The following is an 18,219-nucleotide window of genomic DNA, read 5'->3' as shown; positions in this document are numbered from 1 at the left end:
ATGCATAAATCTGTCCGTCAATCTATGGCATGGCTACATTCATGGCTAGGTTTAAGTTTTGGCTGGCTCCTCTTCGCGATCTTTTTAACAGGTGCGGTTACCTATTATCGCCATGAAATTACAATGTGGATGCAGCCACAATTTGTCATGATGCAGGTGAACCAGGAAACAGCTTTAAAAACTGCTTATAGCTATTTACAGCAACATGCACCTGATGCACAGAGCTGGTATATCGGGGTAGCAAATCATGATTTACCGGTTAATAAAATTTATTGGCAAACTGCAGAGGGTGCTTATCAACTTAAAACCTTGGATGCTATGACAGGTAAGGAATTAACGCTTTCGGCTACACAGGGCGGAGATTTTTTCTATAACTTTCATTTTCAGCTATATGGCGTACCTTATACCATTGGCCGTCTGATTGTCACCATTGCTGCATTCATCATGTTGATGACCCTGATTTCCGGAATCATTACCCATAAAAAAATTCTGACCGACTTCTTTACTCTGAGAGCTTTTAAAGGACAACGTTCCTATCTGGATTTTCATAATGTCAGTTCCGTCATTGCGCTACCGTTCTTTTTAACTATGACTTTTACTGGACTGGCTATTTTCTTTTATATTGTTTTGCCTTCTGGCATGAAGCAGCTATATCCAGAAAATCCATTTCAATATTTTGAAGAAATCCGAACCAAAAATGTGCTTGCTCCCTCTGCTGTGCCCATTAAAACGGAGATGTTGCCGATTCAACATTTTATCACTACGGCGCAGCAGCACTGGGGAAAATCAGAATTTGACAATATTACCGTGAAGCAGCCGAATACCCAGCTGGCACAGATTACCTTAACCGAATTGAAAGATCATTCTATTACCCGCAATCAGGCACAACTCGTATTCAATGCGACGACAGGCAAATTGCTTGAAAACACCCGTAATGACAGTGCAATTGCTACCCTGAATGCTGGAGTATATGGTTTGCATATGGCACGTTTTGCCGAACCTGTTTTACGTTTCGCCCTATTTTTCTCAGGCATATTAGGCTGTGCCATGATCGCTTCCGGATTATTGCTCTGGAGCCTGAAACGACAGATGCAGAAAAAATCGGATCGTTTTCACTTTGGATATTATCTGGTGAATCGTCTGAATATCACCATTATAATTGGTTTACCTATTGCCATGCTGGCTTATCTTTATGCAAACCGTTTGATTCACATTCCTGTGGGCACCACAAATTATGAAATCTATATCTTCTTTAGTATTTGGCTGAGTAGTTTTATCTTGGCCTGTTTAACGCCACAACAGCATTTATGGAAAACGCAGCTTAAAATTCTCATCTGTGCCGCTTTTATGCTTCCACTCATCGACCTGTATTATTTGTGGTCCCAGCATTATCTGGATTCTTTTGCGAACTATTGGCTGTTTTTGCGTATCGATCTGATGCTCTGGATCTTGGCACTTCTCGCTTACTTCCTACATCAGAAAATTACACCTATCCAGCAAAAAGCTGTTCATAAAATTCAGGCCAAGCTTAAAACTGCACAGCAGGAGTCTTCTTCATGATATGGATGGCAATAGTAGGACTGATCTGGATGGCCTGTTTTGGTTTTTATGCAGTGAGTGAAAAACAGATTTTAAAAACCAGACAGTCTCGATATTCTTTTCTTGTGAGTTATCCGGTCATCGTTAAATTGATCTCAGGCAGTCTTTTACTGTTGGTATTGTTCCTTTTACGAACTCAATTCAGTAGTAGTATTAGCTTTATGGCACTTTGGGTTGTTATAAGTCCAATCGTATTTATATTTATTCTGAAAATGAATAATTTAAAACAAAGAAAAATATAAAAGTTTATAGAGGCCTTAAGAATAAGATATAGCTGAGTATATGAGGCGAGAAAATGATTTTCCCGCCTCATAAATATTAGCTTACATACATATCTGTTTAGAACATCATTCTTAAACCGATTCCATAACGCCAGCCCTGTTCAGAATCAGATGCGTCCTGCCATGCAGTTTTCTCGTTGCCCTTGGAATATTCATAAGCAATATCAAGGTAAGGCATGATCTTTTTATTGATCTCATAACGAGTTTCCAGACCGAATGCCGCATGACTTATTCCAGTCTTTTTAGCATTGGCTGCTTTATCCTTCAAAATGAGGTCAACTTCAACATAAGGCTGCAAAATCAGTTTTTGTGTGAGTAGCAGATCACGTTCTGTTTCTAGCTCAAGTCCGATAAAATCATCTTCACCAAGATACAGATGTGTATTGGTTTCAAAGAAATACGGCGCCAGTCCATGGAATCCAAATACTGCATCTACATGTTCAATATCTTGCCCAGTATTAGGCTGCCCCAAATTTTCCTGACGGTAGCGAAGACCCGCCTGAGCATCCCAGAAATCTGAAATATTCCGGCTATACAGAGCTTGGACTGCATATTCTGTTGCTCTGGATTCTTGTTTGTCAGCTTTGAGTTTAATGAACAGTTTATTTTCATCCGTGCCAATCCGAAGCTCATTCTCAGACTGTAAGCCTCCCTCACCTTCTGAGTTTTTGATCCATTTATTGTCCAGTTTGACCCGCGTATAAATTTGCCCTCCATGTTCCTTGCGATGATCATGTTCGCTGGAATAGGTTGAAGCTGAATCTGGAATTAAATTTTCAGTAATTTCCGGTGCTACTGAAGTTAAATGATGCTCTGACGATTGGAGTGATTGTTGATGATGCATCGAATGATCAGCATGCTGTTGAGATATATCTTCGGCAAAAACAGTCATATTTCCCAACGCCAATACACTAGCCAAAACAGGCTTCAAACAAAGATTAATGGTGTGCATGAGCATCTCCTTGTTTTTCTACTGGTTTTGTCATGTGATGATGGGAATGCTCTTCCCGCACAGTATTCTGAGTCGAAACGTCATTTTCCTGAACATTTGCTACAATCAGTTTATTCATCATTCCGGCAGTCATGTGATACAACAGATGACAATGAATCGCCCATTCACCTAGTTCATCTGCAGTCAGCAAAGTCGTAACGGTTTTTCCAGGTGGGACAATCACTGTATGTTTATTCGGCATATCTATTGCAAACTGGCCATTTTCGAGCTGCATGAACATGCCATGTAAATGCATCGGATGTGCCATCATACTGTCATTGATAAATTTCAGCCTGATCCGTTCCCCAAATTTCACTTTGAGCGGCTCTGCTTCATTAAATTTCTTGCCGTTCATGGTCCAGATATACCGTTCCATGGTGCCGCCTAAACGAATCACCAATTCGCTTTCTGCGTCGCGAATATCTTTTTGCGGAGTTAAAGATTTGAGGTCGCTATATTGCAAAGCTTTATGCCCTACCGGTGTAGAAGCATTGGCCCAGCCGTAAACTGGTTGCTGCGTAAAAGTTTTGGCATCTTTTTCATGTTGCATATCCCCGGTCATATTTGAGTGATTCACATGATCTATAGCGGATGAAGTATCTGAATGCTCGGTATGATTGTCCTCTCCTTGTTCGATAATTTTGGCTGATGCATGCTGCTTATGTCCCATCATCGAATGTTCAGTATCTTTTTTAACATTTATGTCATGGCTAGCATGATTCTGATGATTCATCTGCTCGTGTGCTTCACCCTGCATATTGCCATGTCCCATATCTTCCATGGTCAATAAGGCACGAGGACGGGATATAGGTTTGTGTATGGCATGATGAGCTGGCTTTAATTCATTCTGTAAGCTGCCAATCGCAAAACCGGAACGGTCAATCGATTCAGCTTCAATCTGATAATGTTCCGCAGTGGGCTCCACAATCACATCATAGGTTTCTGCGGCACCAATGCGGAATTCATCGACAACTACAGGTTTGACAGGCTGTCCGTCTGCACTGACCACCGTCATTTTCAACTGTGGAATACGCACATCAAAAAATGACATGGCAGAGGCATTGATAAAACGCAATCGCACTTTTTCATTCAGTTTAAACTGTCCTATCCAGTTCTGTTCAGGCGTTTTTCCATTCACCAAAAAGGTATAGCCGGTTACATCAGACAGATCAGTTTTCAGCATGCGCATCTGGTTCCACATTTTGCGATCATTCCAGGTGGCCTTAAGTCCATCCCGTTTGATTTGCTGAAAAACATCGCTCAGAGTTTCACGCTGATTTTGATAATACTCGGCAGATTTTTTTAAATTATTCATGATCTGCTGGCCGGACTGCTCATGAAATTCTGAAAGCATGACCACATAATCACGCTCGGTCTGCTCATGTGCAGGAACTTCCGCCTGGTTTTTGGGATAGATTACAAAGGCGCCGTAAAGGCCGTCCTGTTCCTGCCCCTTGGAATGGGCATGATACCAGTAGGTTCCACTCTGACGAATTTTAAAGCGATAGACAAATTCCTGATTAGGTGCAATGCCCTGAAACCCGTTAAAACCGGGGACACCATCCATCAGGCCGGGTAGCAATAAACCATGCCAATGCAGAGAGCTTTCTTTATTCTTTAGCTTGTTTTTAACGCGAATAATCGCCTCATCACCTTCCTCAAATTCCAGTAAAGGTGCAGGAAATTTTCCATTCACTGTAATACGTTGTACGGTTTTACCGGTGATATTGACTGGACCTTCATCAATAACCAGCTGATATTCTTTTACAGCAGCCAATAATGAAGACGAGATCACTAAACTTAAGCCCAATAACAGGCTTTGACTAATTTTAATCGACATAACTTAATCCTTGATTTTTGAAATATTAATAACGAGGATTAAGCTTTAGGTGGGCGCAGAATTTCCTGCCAATACCCGGCAAGGTGCTTGGCTTGATAATTAGAAATAAAAGTAGTTTCTAAAACATGGATCTCAGGGAGAGATAACTTCGAGATTTCCACATCGATCCAGCTACTCAGGTTATGGCAAGAGCTATAAATACAATCCAGACAGTCATCTTTGTGTTCATTTAAATCGGAGTGGCAATCCATGTCCTGACTCATATCATGAGCAGAACCATGCATAGCTTGATGCTGGCTATGTAACTTCTCTATTTTTGCCATTTCCTGACAATGGGAACTCATCTGCTTGGCTGACGTTTCCAGATGCATTGTTTTTGCTGAAGCAATCGACATGCCGCTCCAGCTTACGGCGAATACCATAAGCATCACAAACCAGATCTGTTTAAAGAACTGTCTGAGCACGATGCACCCTGAAAATATAAAAATGAGTTAACCCAAATAGCATAGGGTGGAATATTAAAATTCGCAAACTTTATAAGCGCTTAATTTAAAGATTAATATTTTGTTCCTGATAAATTGATCACTTCTTAAAATAATTTAGCGGCAGCTTCAAATAAGACACGCCATTGGCTTCTGGCATTGGGAACTGTCCGCCATTCATATTAATCTGGATCGCAGGCAAAATCAGCTTTGGCATACTTAGACCCGCATCACGCTGCCGACGCATCTGCACAAATTCAGATTTGCTAATCCCTTCACGGATATGAATATTTTGCTGTTTTTGCTGCTGAATCGTGGTTTCACATTGATATTCATGACGTGACTCTGGCAAATAGTCATGACACAAAAATACACGGGTGCTTTCCGGGAGCTGAAACAGCTTGTGAACAGAATCATATAAAACCGAGGCACTGCCATTTGGAAAATCACAACGAGCCGTGCCATAGTCCGGCATAAACAGTGTATCCCCTACAAAGACGGCATCACCAATCACATAGCTTAAACAGGCAGGTGTATGGCCTGGCGTAGGAATATTATAAACTTCCAGTTCTCCAATCTTGAAATGCTCACCATCCTCAAACAGATAGTCAAAAGGCTGATGCGCATTGATCTGTTTCATGTCCAGATGATATATCTCGGCAAAAGTTTCCTGCACCAGCGCAATTTTCTTACTGATTGCAATCTTGCCACCTAATTGCTGCTTCAGATAATGGGCAGCTGTCAGATGATCAGCATGCACATGGGTTTCCAGAATCCATTCCACGGTCAAACCTTTTGATTTTACATAGGCAATCATCTGATCGGCATGCTCGGTCGATGTAGTGGCAGACGCAGCATCGTAATCCAGCACGCTATCAATAATGGCACATTGGGCAGTTTGAGGATCGCTCACCACATAACTAAAAGTATTGGTATTTTTATCAAAAAACGCTTTGACGTTTGGCTGCTGTGTCATATTTATACTCCTGCCCATTTACGGTGAATCCAGACCCCAAGCAGCATAGCTGCAATAAAATACAAGGCTTGATAATGTCCCAAACCAATCAGGGTAAAACTGGGTGCCGGACAAATGCCTGCAATTCCCCAACCGATACCAAATAATAAACTACCCGACAGCAGTTTAGGATCAATCTTTTGATTCTTTGGTAAATCAATGGGTTCATTAAATAAAGTGGTCGGATGTGGATTATGTTTAGCTTTCTGGAAAGGAATAAAAGCCACCAGAATTGCCCCCATCATGACAAAGGCAAGACTGGCATCCCAATCCCCAAACAGATCCAGAAAATCCAGAACTTTTTCAGGATTAGACATACCTGAGAGCATTAAGCCGACTGAAAACAGGCCACCAAATAGAAAAGCGAATAGATTTTTCATTTAGATAGCTCCAACCAGATGACGAACAACATAAACCGTGATAAATCCCGCCAGCATAAAAGACCCGGTCGCAACAAAGGAGCGATTTGACAGACGGCTAATCCCACAGATGCCATGTCCACTGGTACAACCTGAACCTAAACGTGTACCAAAACCAACCAGCAAACCGGCAATGACCATCATCCATGGGCTGGCATTCAGCTCAATTTCTGGCTGAAACAATACGCCGTAGATAAATGGAACTATAAATAGTCCTGCTAAAAACCAGACCGCAGGAGTTTTGAAAATTGTCTTTCGATTAAGTACCTGCCCAACCAACCCACTCACGCCCGCAATACGGCCATTCACATACAGATAGCCGACCACTGAAAGACCAAGCAGTAATCCACCGAGAAACGCTGCCAAAAAGTCATGCATGAGCATATTCCACTTAAAATATATAATTTTATATTATATAATTATAAATATTAATCAAGACGGTTTTTAAATATTGTGTGACTAATACAGGTTTTTTATATGACAGCAGATGAAACTCAGACACGTATTGATTTTTCTCAGGCTCATGTGGTAAGCGAACGCTTAAAAGTGTTGTCGAATTCTGACCGACTGAAAATTCTATGTGTACTGGTCGATAGTGAAATGAATGTGCAACAGATTGAGCTACAAACAGATATTAACCAACCCACTCTCTCACAACAACTTACGGTGCTCCGAAAAGCCGAAATGGTCAGCACGCGTCGTGAAGGAAAGCAGATTTTCTATCAGCTTTCCGACCCCAAAGTACTTACCCTGATGCAAACCTTGTATCAGCTTTATTGCAAGGCTTAAGTGATAAGAAAAATCTTTATTTATCCATAATTGGAGAATACAAATTCTTAAAATATTTAAAAATTAAGTATTTTCAGGAATATCTGCTGGAGCTGTTCTGGTATCACTTTGAATCAGGCCGTCAACTAACTTGATGGTGCGATCACAACTAACAGACAAGCGCGGATCATGAGTCACCAGCAAAATGGCACAGCCCTGTTCCTTATTTACTTTACGAAACAGTTCAAAAACTTCAGACGCGGTCTGGGTATCCAGGTTCCCGGTCGGTTCATCGGCCAGCAACAAGGCAGGTTCTGTAATGAGTGCTCGAGCGATTGCAACACGTTGCTGTTGCCCGCCGGAAAGCTCATTCGGTTTTCGATGTGCATACTTTTCCAGCCCGACTGCAGCCAGAAGTTCATAGGCTCGGTCTAGAGCTTTTTGATCAGGCTTTCCATGCGCCATCATTAACGGCATAAGGACATTGTCTAATGCATTAAAAGCTTGAATCAGATGATGAAACTGAAATACAAATCCAATACTGCTGCCGCGTAATGCGGTACGTGCAGCGTCATCCATACGGCTGGTGGGTTGACCAAGCAGATATAGTTCACCGCTAGTTGGCTGGTCCAATAGACCCAGAATATTCAATAAAGTACTTTTCCCCGAGCCTGAAGGACCAATTAGTGCTGCAAAGTCATTACGTTCAATACACAAATCAATGCCATGCAGAACATCGACTTCATTAGGCTGACCAATATTATAAGATTTACGTAGTGCTTCCAGCCGCAAGACTTCATTCGATGAATCAGACATGACGAATTGCCTCCACAGGATCAAGTGCCGCAGCACGACGGGATGGTATAGCCGCTGCCACTACACCAGTCAATGTGGCCAGCAATAAAGCCAGCAATAGCAGATTGATTGAAATTGGGATATAGAACAGGCCTGGGCCAAATTCATTAAAGATCCAGACCAGCAAATAACTGACTGCACTGCCGATAATAGACCCCAACAAGCCAAAAATTGCGCCCTGAAACAGGAAAACGCGCAGGATTTGTCTTTGTGTGGCCCCTGTTGCCCTTAAGATGCCAATTTCACGAGTCCGTTGTACGACACTGACTGACAAGACGCTAGCAATACCAAAAGCGACGGAGATGGCCACAAAAATAATAATCATATTGGTGGAAAGGCTCTGCGCTGAGATGGCATTCATTAACTGACCATTGGTTTTAATCCAGCTTTCTGCCTGTAAGGAAGTCAAACGCCCGACCTGCGTTGCAATATTTTCTGCTTCAAAAATATTTTCTACCGTCAGGTCTATTACAGTGATCCCGCCTGGCAGGCTGAGTAAGGACTGTGCCTGTTTTAAATCCATATAGACATAGCGCGAATCCAGCTCACGTACTCCAAGTTCAAAAATTCCGGAAATATTTACGACAGTACTGTTGTCCTGACCGGTGTCTAATCGTAATTTGCTACCCACCTGTACACCCAGATCTTTAGCCAGCTGACTGCCAATCATTACATCATCTGCACCGACACGTAACTGCCCACTGATCATATATTCTTTGAGTGGAATTATTTTCTGATAACGTTCTGGATCCATGCCCACCAGCGCAACCGATTCCTGAGCTTCACCACGCTGTGCGAATGCAGGTCCAGAAACTACTGGAGAAACAGCTGTCAATAAAGGCACCTGATCCAAGGTCGTCACGACCTCTTGCCAATTATTGATAGAGCGTAGTCTTTGGGCCCGTTTATCTTCTAGAACCAGCTGCACAGTGCCTGCGGGTGCGGGTATAACTTGGTTCACTTCATCGGGAGACAATAAACGGATATGTGCCTGTGTCCCTAAAGTCCTTTCGATGATATTAGACTGCAAGCCCTGTATCAGTGCCGAGATAAAAACAATCACAGACACCCCTACAGCAACACCCACTGTAATCATCAGAGACTGCATCCGGCCTTCTCGCAAAAAACTGATTGCGATCTTCCATTCGATCCAGAGACGCCCTAGTAATTTTTTCACTCGAATTTCACCGGTAATTCGTTTTTATTGCTGACATCATTGTTCTGTTCAGCATAGTTGATTTCTTTGGGCTTAAATCGAACTCGTGTGCCATCTTTTAAAGTTGAATTTGCATCTGACAGTACCTGATCACCCGCTTTTAAACCGGAAATCACTTCAGACATGGCAAGTCCGCGCAGACCCAGTTGCACTTTTTGTCGCTGGATTTTGCTATCACGTACCAGTAATACGGTGGCCTGATCGCCCTGTACTTTCCCTAGCGCATCATTCGGAATCGCTAAGGTACGATCACGGCGACCTGTCTCGACATTAACCGATACCGTCATATCCTGACGCAGGAAATCAGGTACCGGATCAACCGATAGACGCACTTCTACCGTGCCGCGTTGAGGATCGATACTCGGTGCAATAAAATTAATTCGTGCCGGAAAAGGTTTATCCGGATAAGCATCGGCAATTGCAGTGGCTTTCTGGGACAACGCCAGTCGTGACAGATTACGTTCATCCAGTGGTACACGGATTTCGGTATTACCATCCATTGCAATGGTAAATAAGGTACGTCCTGGCTGAACCAGATCGCCAGGCTCAACATCACGGGTCAGCACCGTTCCAGCAACAGTTGCCCGGATTTTAGTTTTAGCCAGTTGAGCCTGTGCTACCGAAAGCTGCTCACGCAATGAAGCCTCCTCTACCTGACCAGGTGCCAGTGCAGCTGCTTTTAAACGCACAGTTTCATAATTATTGCGTGCTACCCTTTCTGCCTCTACAGCCTGTTCAATTTCTTCTGCCGAAAGGATGCCTGCTTCGGCATTGCGACGACGCGTCGCTTCACGGCTGGCCTGTTCCAGCTGAGCTTTTGCTGAAGCTAACTCTGCTGAGGCTTGTGGACGGCGATTGGTTGCCAGTTCATTCAATGCGACTTCTGCCTGACGAACTTGGGCTGCCAGTTCATCCGATTTAAGTACAACTAGCAAATCGCCCGGTTTGACCCGATCGCCTTCCTTGACCCGACGTTCTAGTACCACGCCGGTTACTTCACTACCGACTTGAGCACGTGAAACGGTGATGACCTGCCCGGTGGCAACCACTGATTGCACCAGCGGCATCGGCTCTAAGGTATAACCTGTGACTTGTGGCCCTTGCCACCAGCGAAATACACCAAATGCAACGAGCAAAATTAAAAGGATCAGGACAATATATTTATAGCGGATAGCGCGCAATGTGCTTCTCCATTCTGGTTAAAAGCGCAGTTGTAAAGAAATACTTGTAGCTTATCTAGCTGTATATTTTAGATTTATTTGGTTGTAAATAAGTTATTGGTTTTATTTTGCAGATTGGTTCCTAAATCGACTTAACTCTTCTGTAATCCGCTGAAGGTATATTTCTGCTTATCGCTCTTTTCCCTAAAAATAAACCCGATATTTCATTCTAGAAGTGAAATTTGAATAACCAAAACAGGCAGTTCTAAAGTGTCAATTTAAGCTAAATGTATAAATGCTAAATCTTGCACAGGTTCTGTTATGAAATGTTGAGTCTAATTCAATCCCAACTAAAAGCTCCTAATATATTTTTTCATCAAGAGCAATCATGGAAAAAATATGAATAACTATCCTGAAACTCCAGCTTCAACTGAAACCCAAGCCCATCAACCGGGTGACCAGACTAAAATGGATCCTACCCCGGAAGTCATTAAAGAGAATTATAAAGGTAGCGATAAATTAAAAGGCAAAGTAGCACTCATTACAGGTGGTGACAGCGGGATTGGTCGCTCTGTATCAGTATTGTTTGCCCGCGAAGGCGCCGATATTGCCATTTGCTATCTGGATGAAGATCAGGATGCGCTTGATACCAAAAAAATGGTTGAAGCAGAAGGACGACGTTGTCTGCTGATTCAATGCGATTTACAGCATCCTGATGAAATCAAGAAAATGGTTGAGCAGACCCTTCAGGAATTTAAAACCATTAATATTCTGGTAAATAATGCAGGTGTGCAGTATCCGCAGGACAGTATTACCGATATTTCTCCAGACCAGTTATTCAAGACCTTCAATGTCAATATCCTGTCCATGTTCCATCTGACTCAGGCGGTACTTCCACATATGCAGGCAGGTGACAGTATTATCAATACCACCAGTATCACCAGCTATCATGGACATGACACACTGATAGACTATTCAAGCACCAAAGGTGCGATTACTTCTTTTACCCGCAGCTTATCTACCAATCTGGCGAAAAATAAAACCGGAATTCGTGTGAATGGTGTTGCACCAGGCCCAATCTGGACACCACTCATTCCAAGTAGCTTTGATGAAGAACAACTGGAAGATTTTGGTAAACAGACACCAATGGGACGTATGGGACAACCGAGTGAAGTCGCTCCTGCCTATTTATTTCTGGCCAGTGAAGAAGCCAGCTATATTTCAGGTCAGGTCATTCATGTAAATGGCGGCAGTATTATTAACGGCTAATCAAAGTTTGAAAGTAGATAACAGCCTTTCTAGCTGTTATCTACTTTTTTCTGAAATATTTAATACGTTTTAGTTTTAGAATCTTTGAAAAACAGAATTTGATGGATATCTATAAAATTCATCTTAAAGCTATAAAACAATTCAAACAAATCCTGACAGATGATTACCCGCGCCAAAATAATCCCTTGTTATAGTGATTTCAGACCCTACCTGATGAGGATAGTAAAATGTCTAGAGGTGATAAATCAGCTTATACCGAAAAGCAAAAACGACAGGCTAAGCATATTGAAGACAGTGAAAAAGATCGTGGTCGTCCTGAAGACGAAGCAGAGCGTATTGCCTGGTCGACTGTGAATAAGCAGGACGGCGGTGGCAAGAAAAAGAAAAACTGAGCTATCCAAAGTTCAAGGAAAGTGATGCTATTGATTTAGCATCAATTCAACTATCTAGATTTTATTCCTTTTATTTTTTAAGCAATCGAAAAAGTCTGATGGCCTTAGGTATTCAGATTCTTTCCTCTGTTTTGTTATTCCATCAAATCATTCAAGATAATTTTAAGGAAAAATATGAAAATTCTGATTATATTAACCTCCCATGATCAACTTGGCGAAACGGGTAAAAAAACCGGATTCTGGCTCGAAGAACTGGCTGCTCCTTATTACACTTTTATTGATGCAGGCGCAGACGTAACGTTGGCCTCTCCAGCCGGTGGCCAGCCACCACTTGATCCAAAAAGCAATGAACCTGATGCGCAAACCGAAACAACCAAACGTTTTGAAGCAGATGAAGTGGCCATGCAGGCTCTTGCCAATACGCATAAATTAAGTGATGTGCTGAATCAGGATTTTGATGCGATCTTTTATCCGGGTGGTCACGGACCGTTATGGGATCTGGCCAATGACCAGAATTCTATTTCCTTAATTGAACAGACTCTACAGGCCAATAAACCTGTGGCACTTGTCTGTCATGCACCGGGTGTGCTTCGCGATGTTAAAAATGCAGAAGGCCGACCTATCGTCGAAGGTAAATCAGTGACTGGCTTTAGTAACACTGAAGAAGATGGTGTTGGCCTGACTGATATCGTGCCATTTTTAGTTGAAGATACGCTGAAAGAAAAAGGCGGACAGTATTCCAAGGCTGAGGACTGGCAAGTGCATGTACAGCAAGATGGCCTGTTAATTACCGGACAGAATCCGGCATCTTCTGCTGCAACGGCTGAGGCGCTGTTAAAGTTATTAAAATAATTTCATCCAGATATAAGTCATTGGAGACCAGTTACTTATTTGCTGGTAAAAAACCCTGATGTGATGTCACATCAGGGTTTATTCGTTTTATGTTGAGATTCTAATTCGCTACTGCTGCTGTTGATGCAATGTGCTGGGCCAGTAATTCTCTGAGTTTAAATTTCTGGATTTTCCCAGATGGCGTCATTGGAATCTCATCCCAGATTTCCAAACGTTCTGGAATATATTGCACTGCCAGATTATGGGTTTTCAGGAAATCCACCAGCTCATTAAAACTTAAAGACTGTGCCGGATCTTTCAACTTGATAATCGCACAGGCACGCTCACCTAGCCGTTCATCTGCATAAGCCACTAAAGCGACCACCGCCACATTGGGATGTTTATATAAAAGTGATTCAATTTCTGCGACCGGAATATTTTCACCGCCACGAATGATTACATCCTTTTTACGGCCACAAATCCGGATATAACCTTTTTCATCCTGATAGGCGATATCGCCCGTATCAAACCAGCCATCTGCATCGGTATCATTTAAATGAGCACGTTTGAGGTAGCCACCGAATCCAGAACAAGCGCGAATCATCAAGCGACCAGACTCATTCACCGGCTTGGCCTTCCCTGTTTTATCGACAATTTTGACGTCTACACCCGGCAAGGCGATGCCATCAGTATTAAAAGAACGTTCATCGTCATCTTCTGGACAGGTAGTAGTGACCGCGCCACATTCAGTCATTCCCCAGGCTGAAATCACTTTTACGCCTAAAATCTCCCGGGCTTTTTGCACTAATGGTCCCGGAATTGGCGCACCAGCACAAAGGAAAATTTTCAGTGAGTCGACTTTGTCATGCTGTTCAGCCACAGTATTGGATAGGTCATTCAGGAATGGTGTTGAAGCCATGGTGAAATTCACCTGATGCTGATGAATCAGATCCACGGCTTTGGAGACATCCCAAACATCCTGTAATACCACTTTGGTATTGAGCTGAATTGGCATCATCAGACCATACATAAAACCGGTCTGGTGCGCCATCGGTGATGCCATGAGCACCACATCATTTTCAGCTAAATGCAGTCGCTCTGCATAAGGCACAATATTGGAAAATAAGGTATTGACCGTATGCATCACGCCTTTCGGTTCACCTGTGGTGCCCGAAGTAAAGATCAGTTGGGTAATATCATCTGGGCCAGATTCAAGCCCATCTAGCTCAGCAATGGCTGCAGCATTCTGTTCCAGACTATGATTAAGCAACAGGCGATCAAAATTATTCTCGCCATCCCCATTCACTACAACTACGTGTTTTAGGGTGTCCAGCTTGTTGTGTAGCTGATTGGCCAACTGTTCATGGCCAAAATTACGAAAGATTTTAGGCACAACAAATACTTTAGATTCACCATGTTTAAGCATGAATTCCAATTCACGTTCACGGAATATCGGCATGAGTGGATTCAATACGGCGCCAATACGGCTACAAGCCAGATACAGCAAGGTAAATTCCCACCAGTTCGGCAACTGGCAAGACACCACATCATTTTTCTCAATACCCAACTGTTTCAAGCCCAGCGCAATTTTGTTGGTCATGTCCCAAATCTGCTGGTAGCTGAAAGTCTGTTCAGTTTGATTCTCGACCTTAAAACTCACTAAAGCGGTTTTGTCCGGATTTTTTTCTACCGCACTGCGTAAAAAATCGAGAATTGTTTGATTGAGCCAGTGTCCTTGTTTGAGCATGGCCTCTTTTCTTGTCGGGATCAGAACCGCATCGAAATCCATTCGCTTACTCCTTATCTTTTATAATAGTCTTATTCAGGCTGGGGCGTATTTTCCTTAAGCTGGTACAGCCTTACGTCCTGCCTTATGCCGAGCGATAATTGTTTTCATGATCTGTGCTGTGCCATCGCCAATCTGGAATCCTAGTACATCACGCATGCGTTGTTCCATCACACCACGGTCATAACCGGCATGACCATAAGTCAGCAGGCATTGATGAATCACATCATAGGCCAGTTTCGGCCCCCACCATTTACACATGCCTGCTTCAGAGGTATGTGGCAGATGGTTGTCTTTCAACCATAATGTTTGCAGACAAAGTAAGCGCGCAGCTTCAACCTGCGTTTCATATTCTGCTAACGGATGGGAAACACCCTGGAAAGCAGTCAATGGCTGACCAAAAGCTTCACGTTGCGCAGCATATTCCCAAGCCTCATCCAGACTGACGCGTGCAACCGCCAAAACTTGCAGACCAATCAGGGCACGCGAGAAATCAAAGCCCTGCATAACCTGAACGAAACCTTTATTTTCATTGCCCAGACGATGATTTACTGGTACACGGACATTGTCAAAGAAGATCGAACCGCGGCCAATCGCACGCTGACCATGGCAGTCAAATCGTGTGGTGCTGATGCCTGGTAAATTCATCGGAACCAAGAGCGCTGTCACGCCATGTGCACCATCTTCATGAGTGCCAGTGCGACCGAAAACCACCGAAGCATCTGCCTGATCGGCCGCAGAAATTGAGGTCTTTTCGCCGTTAATCACATATTCGTCGCCATCACGTTCAATCTTTAAACGTAAGTTGGCAGCATCTGAACCACCACGCGGCTCGGTCAACGCAATTGAAAAAATCGCTTCACCAGCTGTCAGTTTTTTTAACCACGGCTCCACCACTTCAGGTTGGCCATGTTCTGCCAGAATCTGGCCATTTAACGATGCAAGCAGATTGATATAGGAAAAACTTAAATCAGCCTTGGCAATGGCTTCATGGATAATCCCTGCTGCCAGTCGGCCCATACCCTGACCACCGTATTGTTCAGGGAGTTCGGGGGCTATAAAGCCCATTTCCCCCATTTTTTTCACCAGATCACGATCAAAGACTCGGCTTTGGTCGCGCTCCAGAAATCCCGGAGCCACATATTTCTGGGCAAACTTTTCTGCCGTTTCAGCTAAAAATTCTAGATCTTCGGTGATATAAGGATTCTTTTTCATTGATCAGTCTCCTTATTTGGCATATTTACGGAATTCAGGCTGACGTTTTTCTTTCAGTGCATTGACGCCTTCACGAGACTCTTCGGTATCGTAATAAAGTTTTAGCGCATACATGCCCATGCCAGCGATCCCTGCCTGATGTGCGGTATCCATATTGAAACTGCGTTTGGCAATCGCGATTGCGGTCGGACTACGCTGACAGATTTCTTCGCCCCATGCCTGAACTTCTGCATCAAGTTGATCTGCCGGCACACATTTATTGGCCAAGCCAATTTCAACCGCTTCCTGACCAGAATAACGACGGCACATATACCAAATTTCACGGGCTTTCTTCTCACCCACGACGCGCGCTAAAAATGCCGTGCCATAACCAGGATCAACAGATCCCATCTTTGGTCCGACCTGACCGAAAATGGCTTTATCTGAGCAGATCGTCAGATCACAAATGGTTGCCAGTACATTACCACCACCAATTGCATAACCTTGTACACGCGCAATCACCGGTTTTGGGACATCACGAATGGCGGTATGCAATTCTTCCATCGGTAAACCAATGGTGCCACGACCGTCATAATTGCCATCATGTGCAGACTGGTCGCCACCGGTACAGAAGGCTTTTTCACCGGCACCCGCCAATACAATCGCACCAATATTACGGTCATAACCAGCCTTGTTTAAGGCCTTAATCAGTTCGTCACAGGTTGTACCACGAAAAGCATTCATTTTTTCTGGGCGGTTAATTGTGATCCAGGCCACACCGTTTTTTACTTCATATAAGATATCTTCAAAATTCATATTCATTACGTCCTGTACTGTTTTTATCTATCTAATTTATTGTCGATTAATTTGATGCTTTAACCGTTCATGGTCAGGCCACCAGAGACACTAAGCACCTGTCCGGTAATAAAGCTGGCATCTTTGCTCAAGAAAAAGGCAATCGCAGAGGCTAAATCATCCGGTTGACCCAAACGGCCCAGTGGAATGGCACGAACAAAGGCTTCACGTAATTTTTCGGGATTCGATGCACCCTCAGTCACGCCTGCAAGTAAAGCGGTGTCTGTTGGGCCTGGGCAAATCACATTAATTTTGATGTTGTGGCGTGAATGTTCGCGTGCCAGAGTTTTGGAGAAAGATAGCAAACCTCCCTTACAGGCGGCATAGACAGCTTCGCCCGAAGAACCGACACGGGCTGCATCTGAGGCAATATTAACAATGCTGCCGGAATTACGTTCGACCATGCCTTTCAGCACAGCAAAGTGCATATTCAGCATACCAACCAGATTGATCTGGATGAGTTTTTGCCATTCATCAGGCGTACTTTTGATGAAAGGTTTGAAAATGTCCCAACCGGCATTATTCACCAGTCCATCGATCGGGCCCAGTTCGGCTTCCGTTTTTTGGACTGCCTGTTCAACGACGTCACTTTGGGTAATATCACACTGAATTGCTAACGCCTGACCGTATTGATTAATTTCATTTGCCAGCTTCTCGGCAGCTTCCAGATTCATATCAAAAATGGCAACTTTTGCACCTTCTTCAGCCAGACGTCGGCAGGTTGCAGAACCAATTCCGCCAGCACCGCCTGTTACAATCACGACCTTATCTTTTAATCCTTTCATTGTTTTATCCCTACGCTATTCGTTGTCGAATTTAATCGGCTGTTGTTCTAATTCGGTATGTTTTATCTAAAATAGAAACAGATTGAATTTATGTCAATATATTTACATAAAATAATATTTATATTTTTATAAATATATAAATAACAATTACTTAATAATTTTATTTATTCAATGTATTGACCTATATTGACATTTATCTTTAGAGTAACCCATATCTAGTCCCAGCTTATTACTAAGCTGTTTCTGTTTCATGAAGGATGTTTTATTTCTTTAGTTTGCTAGATGACTGCCTTGATATTCAGCTAGAGAACAAACTGAAACTGTGAATATCAAGAAAGATATTTTTAAATGATTTAATCGCTTAGTACAGGATTTAAAGATGCAGATTTCTACTAAAAAACTATGATTTTTAAAACAAATTATAAAAGAAACTGATTTATGCGAAAAAGCGATAGGTTATACTTTGCACCGTTTGGCTATT

Annotated in this window: 18 protein-coding genes; 5 read left to right on the top strand and 13 right to left on the bottom strand. The window is 43.0% G+C overall.

Translation table 11 applies throughout. The features are described from left to right. Window positions 1-1,560 (top strand): PepSY domain-containing protein, encoded by a 1,560-nt coding sequence (locus FTU46_RS09585; protein ID WP_180104879.1) that lies wholly within the window; start codon window positions 1-3, stop codon window positions 1,558-1,560. A gap of 378 nt (window positions 1,561-1,938) precedes the next feature. On the opposite strand, the gene FTU46_RS09580 is transcribed toward FTU46_RS09585, so the two are convergent. The 6 genes from FTU46_RS09580 to FTU46_RS09555 form a co-directional block, all read right to left on the bottom strand. Next, window positions 1,939-2,832, bottom strand: coding sequence for a copper resistance protein B (locus tag FTU46_RS09580; RefSeq protein ID WP_180104878.1), 894 nt, complete (start codon window positions 2,830-2,832; stop codon window positions 1,939-1,941). Then, window positions 2,819-4,711 carry a copper resistance system multicopper oxidase gene (locus FTU46_RS09575; protein ID WP_180104877.1) on the bottom strand — a complete coding sequence of 631 codons (1,893 nt, stop codon included), beginning with the start codon at window positions 4,709-4,711 and terminating at the stop codon, window positions 2,819-2,821. Before FTU46_RS09575 ends, FTU46_RS09580 begins: the two co-directional genes overlap by 14 nt. A gap of 38 nt (window positions 4,712-4,749) precedes the next feature. Then, window positions 4,750-5,175 carry a hypothetical protein gene (locus FTU46_RS09570; protein WP_180104876.1) on the bottom strand — a complete coding sequence of 142 codons (426 nt, stop codon included), beginning with the start codon at window positions 5,173-5,175 and terminating at the stop codon, window positions 4,750-4,752. A 118-nt stretch (window positions 5,176-5,293) separates the two neighbouring features. Beyond that, window positions 5,294-6,169 carry an MBL fold metallo-hydrolase gene (locus FTU46_RS09565; RefSeq protein ID WP_180104875.1) on the bottom strand — a complete coding sequence of 292 codons (876 nt, stop codon included), beginning with the start codon at window positions 6,167-6,169 and terminating at the stop codon, window positions 5,294-5,296. A 2-nt stretch (window positions 6,170-6,171) separates the two neighbouring features. Continuing rightward, the gene (locus FTU46_RS09560) at window positions 6,172-6,588 is read right to left on the bottom strand and encodes a DUF6691 family protein (RefSeq protein ID WP_034170881.1); all 417 of its coding nucleotides are present in this window, start codon (window positions 6,586-6,588) and stop codon (window positions 6,172-6,174) included. Beyond that, complete coding sequence (locus FTU46_RS09555; RefSeq protein ID WP_034170880.1) at window positions 6,589-7,005, bottom strand: YeeE/YedE family protein; 417 nt, start codon at window positions 7,003-7,005, stop codon at window positions 6,589-6,591. Between the two features lie 99 nt (window positions 7,006-7,104). Between FTU46_RS09555 and FTU46_RS09550 the strand changes: the two genes are divergently transcribed. Continuing rightward, window positions 7,105-7,416 carry a metalloregulator ArsR/SmtB family transcription factor gene (locus tag FTU46_RS09550; RefSeq protein ID WP_166138819.1) on the top strand — a complete coding sequence of 104 codons (312 nt, stop codon included), beginning with the start codon at window positions 7,105-7,107 and terminating at the stop codon, window positions 7,414-7,416. 63 nt (window positions 7,417-7,479) lie between these two features. Here FTU46_RS09550 and FTU46_RS09545 read toward each other — a convergent pair whose 3' ends face one another. Genes FTU46_RS09545 through FTU46_RS09535 form a run of 3 tightly spaced genes read right to left on the bottom strand, consistent with a single transcriptional unit; the run spans window position 7,480 to window position 10,647 of the window. Beyond that, window positions 7,480-8,211, bottom strand: coding sequence for an ABC transporter ATP-binding protein (locus FTU46_RS09545; protein ID WP_180104874.1), 732 nt, complete (start codon window positions 8,209-8,211; stop codon window positions 7,480-7,482). Then, window positions 8,204-9,427 carry an ABC transporter permease gene (locus FTU46_RS09540; RefSeq protein ID WP_179993038.1) on the bottom strand — a complete coding sequence of 408 codons (1,224 nt, stop codon included), beginning with the start codon at window positions 9,425-9,427 and terminating at the stop codon, window positions 8,204-8,206. Before FTU46_RS09540 ends, FTU46_RS09545 begins: the two co-directional genes overlap by 8 nt. Beyond that, window positions 9,424-10,647 carry an efflux RND transporter periplasmic adaptor subunit gene (locus tag FTU46_RS09535; RefSeq protein WP_180104873.1) on the bottom strand — a complete coding sequence of 408 codons (1,224 nt, stop codon included), beginning with the start codon at window positions 10,645-10,647 and terminating at the stop codon, window positions 9,424-9,426. Before FTU46_RS09535 ends, FTU46_RS09540 begins: the two co-directional genes overlap by 4 nt. Before the next feature lie 378 nt (window positions 10,648-11,025). Between FTU46_RS09535 and FTU46_RS09530 the strand changes: the two genes are divergently transcribed. The 3 genes from FTU46_RS09530 (at window position 11,026) to FTU46_RS09520 (ending at window position 13,139) form a co-directional block, all read left to right on the top strand. After that, complete coding sequence (locus tag FTU46_RS09530; protein ID WP_180104872.1) at window positions 11,026-11,895, top strand: SDR family oxidoreductase; 870 nt, start codon at window positions 11,026-11,028, stop codon at window positions 11,893-11,895. Window positions 11,896-12,122: 227 nt separating this feature from the next. Continuing rightward, window positions 12,123-12,287 carry a hypothetical protein gene (locus tag FTU46_RS09525; protein ID WP_166138732.1) on the top strand — a complete coding sequence of 55 codons (165 nt, stop codon included), beginning with the start codon at window positions 12,123-12,125 and terminating at the stop codon, window positions 12,285-12,287. Window positions 12,288-12,461: 174 nt separating this feature from the next. Next, window positions 12,462-13,139: a type 1 glutamine amidotransferase domain-containing protein gene (locus tag FTU46_RS09520; RefSeq protein WP_180104871.1), complete on the top strand. Its 678-nt coding sequence runs from the start codon at window positions 12,462-12,464 to the stop codon at window positions 13,137-13,139. Window positions 13,140-13,239: 100 nt separating this feature from the next. On the opposite strand, the gene aliA is transcribed toward FTU46_RS09520, so the two are convergent. The 4 genes from aliA to FTU46_RS09500 are packed head-to-tail and all read right to left on the bottom strand — an operon-like array spanning window position 13,240 to window position 17,738. Beyond that, a complete protein-coding gene (gene aliA / locus FTU46_RS09515) occupies window positions 13,240-14,907 on the bottom strand; it encodes a cyclohexanecarboxylate-CoA ligase (RefSeq protein WP_180104870.1) in 1,668 nt (555 codons plus the stop codon). 54 nt (window positions 14,908-14,961) lie between these two features. Next, on the bottom strand, window positions 14,962-16,119 hold the full coding sequence (gene aliB, locus FTU46_RS09510; RefSeq protein WP_180104869.1) for a cyclohexanecarboxyl-CoA dehydrogenase: 1,158 nt from the start codon (window positions 16,117-16,119) through the stop codon (window positions 14,962-14,964). A gap of 12 nt (window positions 16,120-16,131) precedes the next feature. Beyond that, entirely contained in the window at window positions 16,132-16,914 is a 783-nt protein-coding gene (badI, locus tag FTU46_RS09505) for a 2-ketocyclohexanecarboxyl-CoA hydrolase (RefSeq protein WP_166138718.1), read from the bottom strand. Window positions 16,915-16,973: 59 nt separating this feature from the next. Continuing rightward, window positions 16,974-17,738 (bottom strand): glucose 1-dehydrogenase, encoded by a 765-nt coding sequence (locus tag FTU46_RS09500; RefSeq protein ID WP_180104868.1) that lies wholly within the window; start codon window positions 17,736-17,738, stop codon window positions 16,974-16,976. Window positions 17,739-18,219: the final 481 nt, after the last annotated feature.

Source organism: Acinetobacter sp. YH12108, from assembly GCF_013419055.1.
Lineage (GTDB): Bacteria > Pseudomonadota > Gammaproteobacteria > Pseudomonadales > Moraxellaceae > Acinetobacter.
The sequence above is the reverse complement of the archived record's forward strand: the minus strand, read 5'-3'. Positions and strand labels throughout refer to the sequence as shown.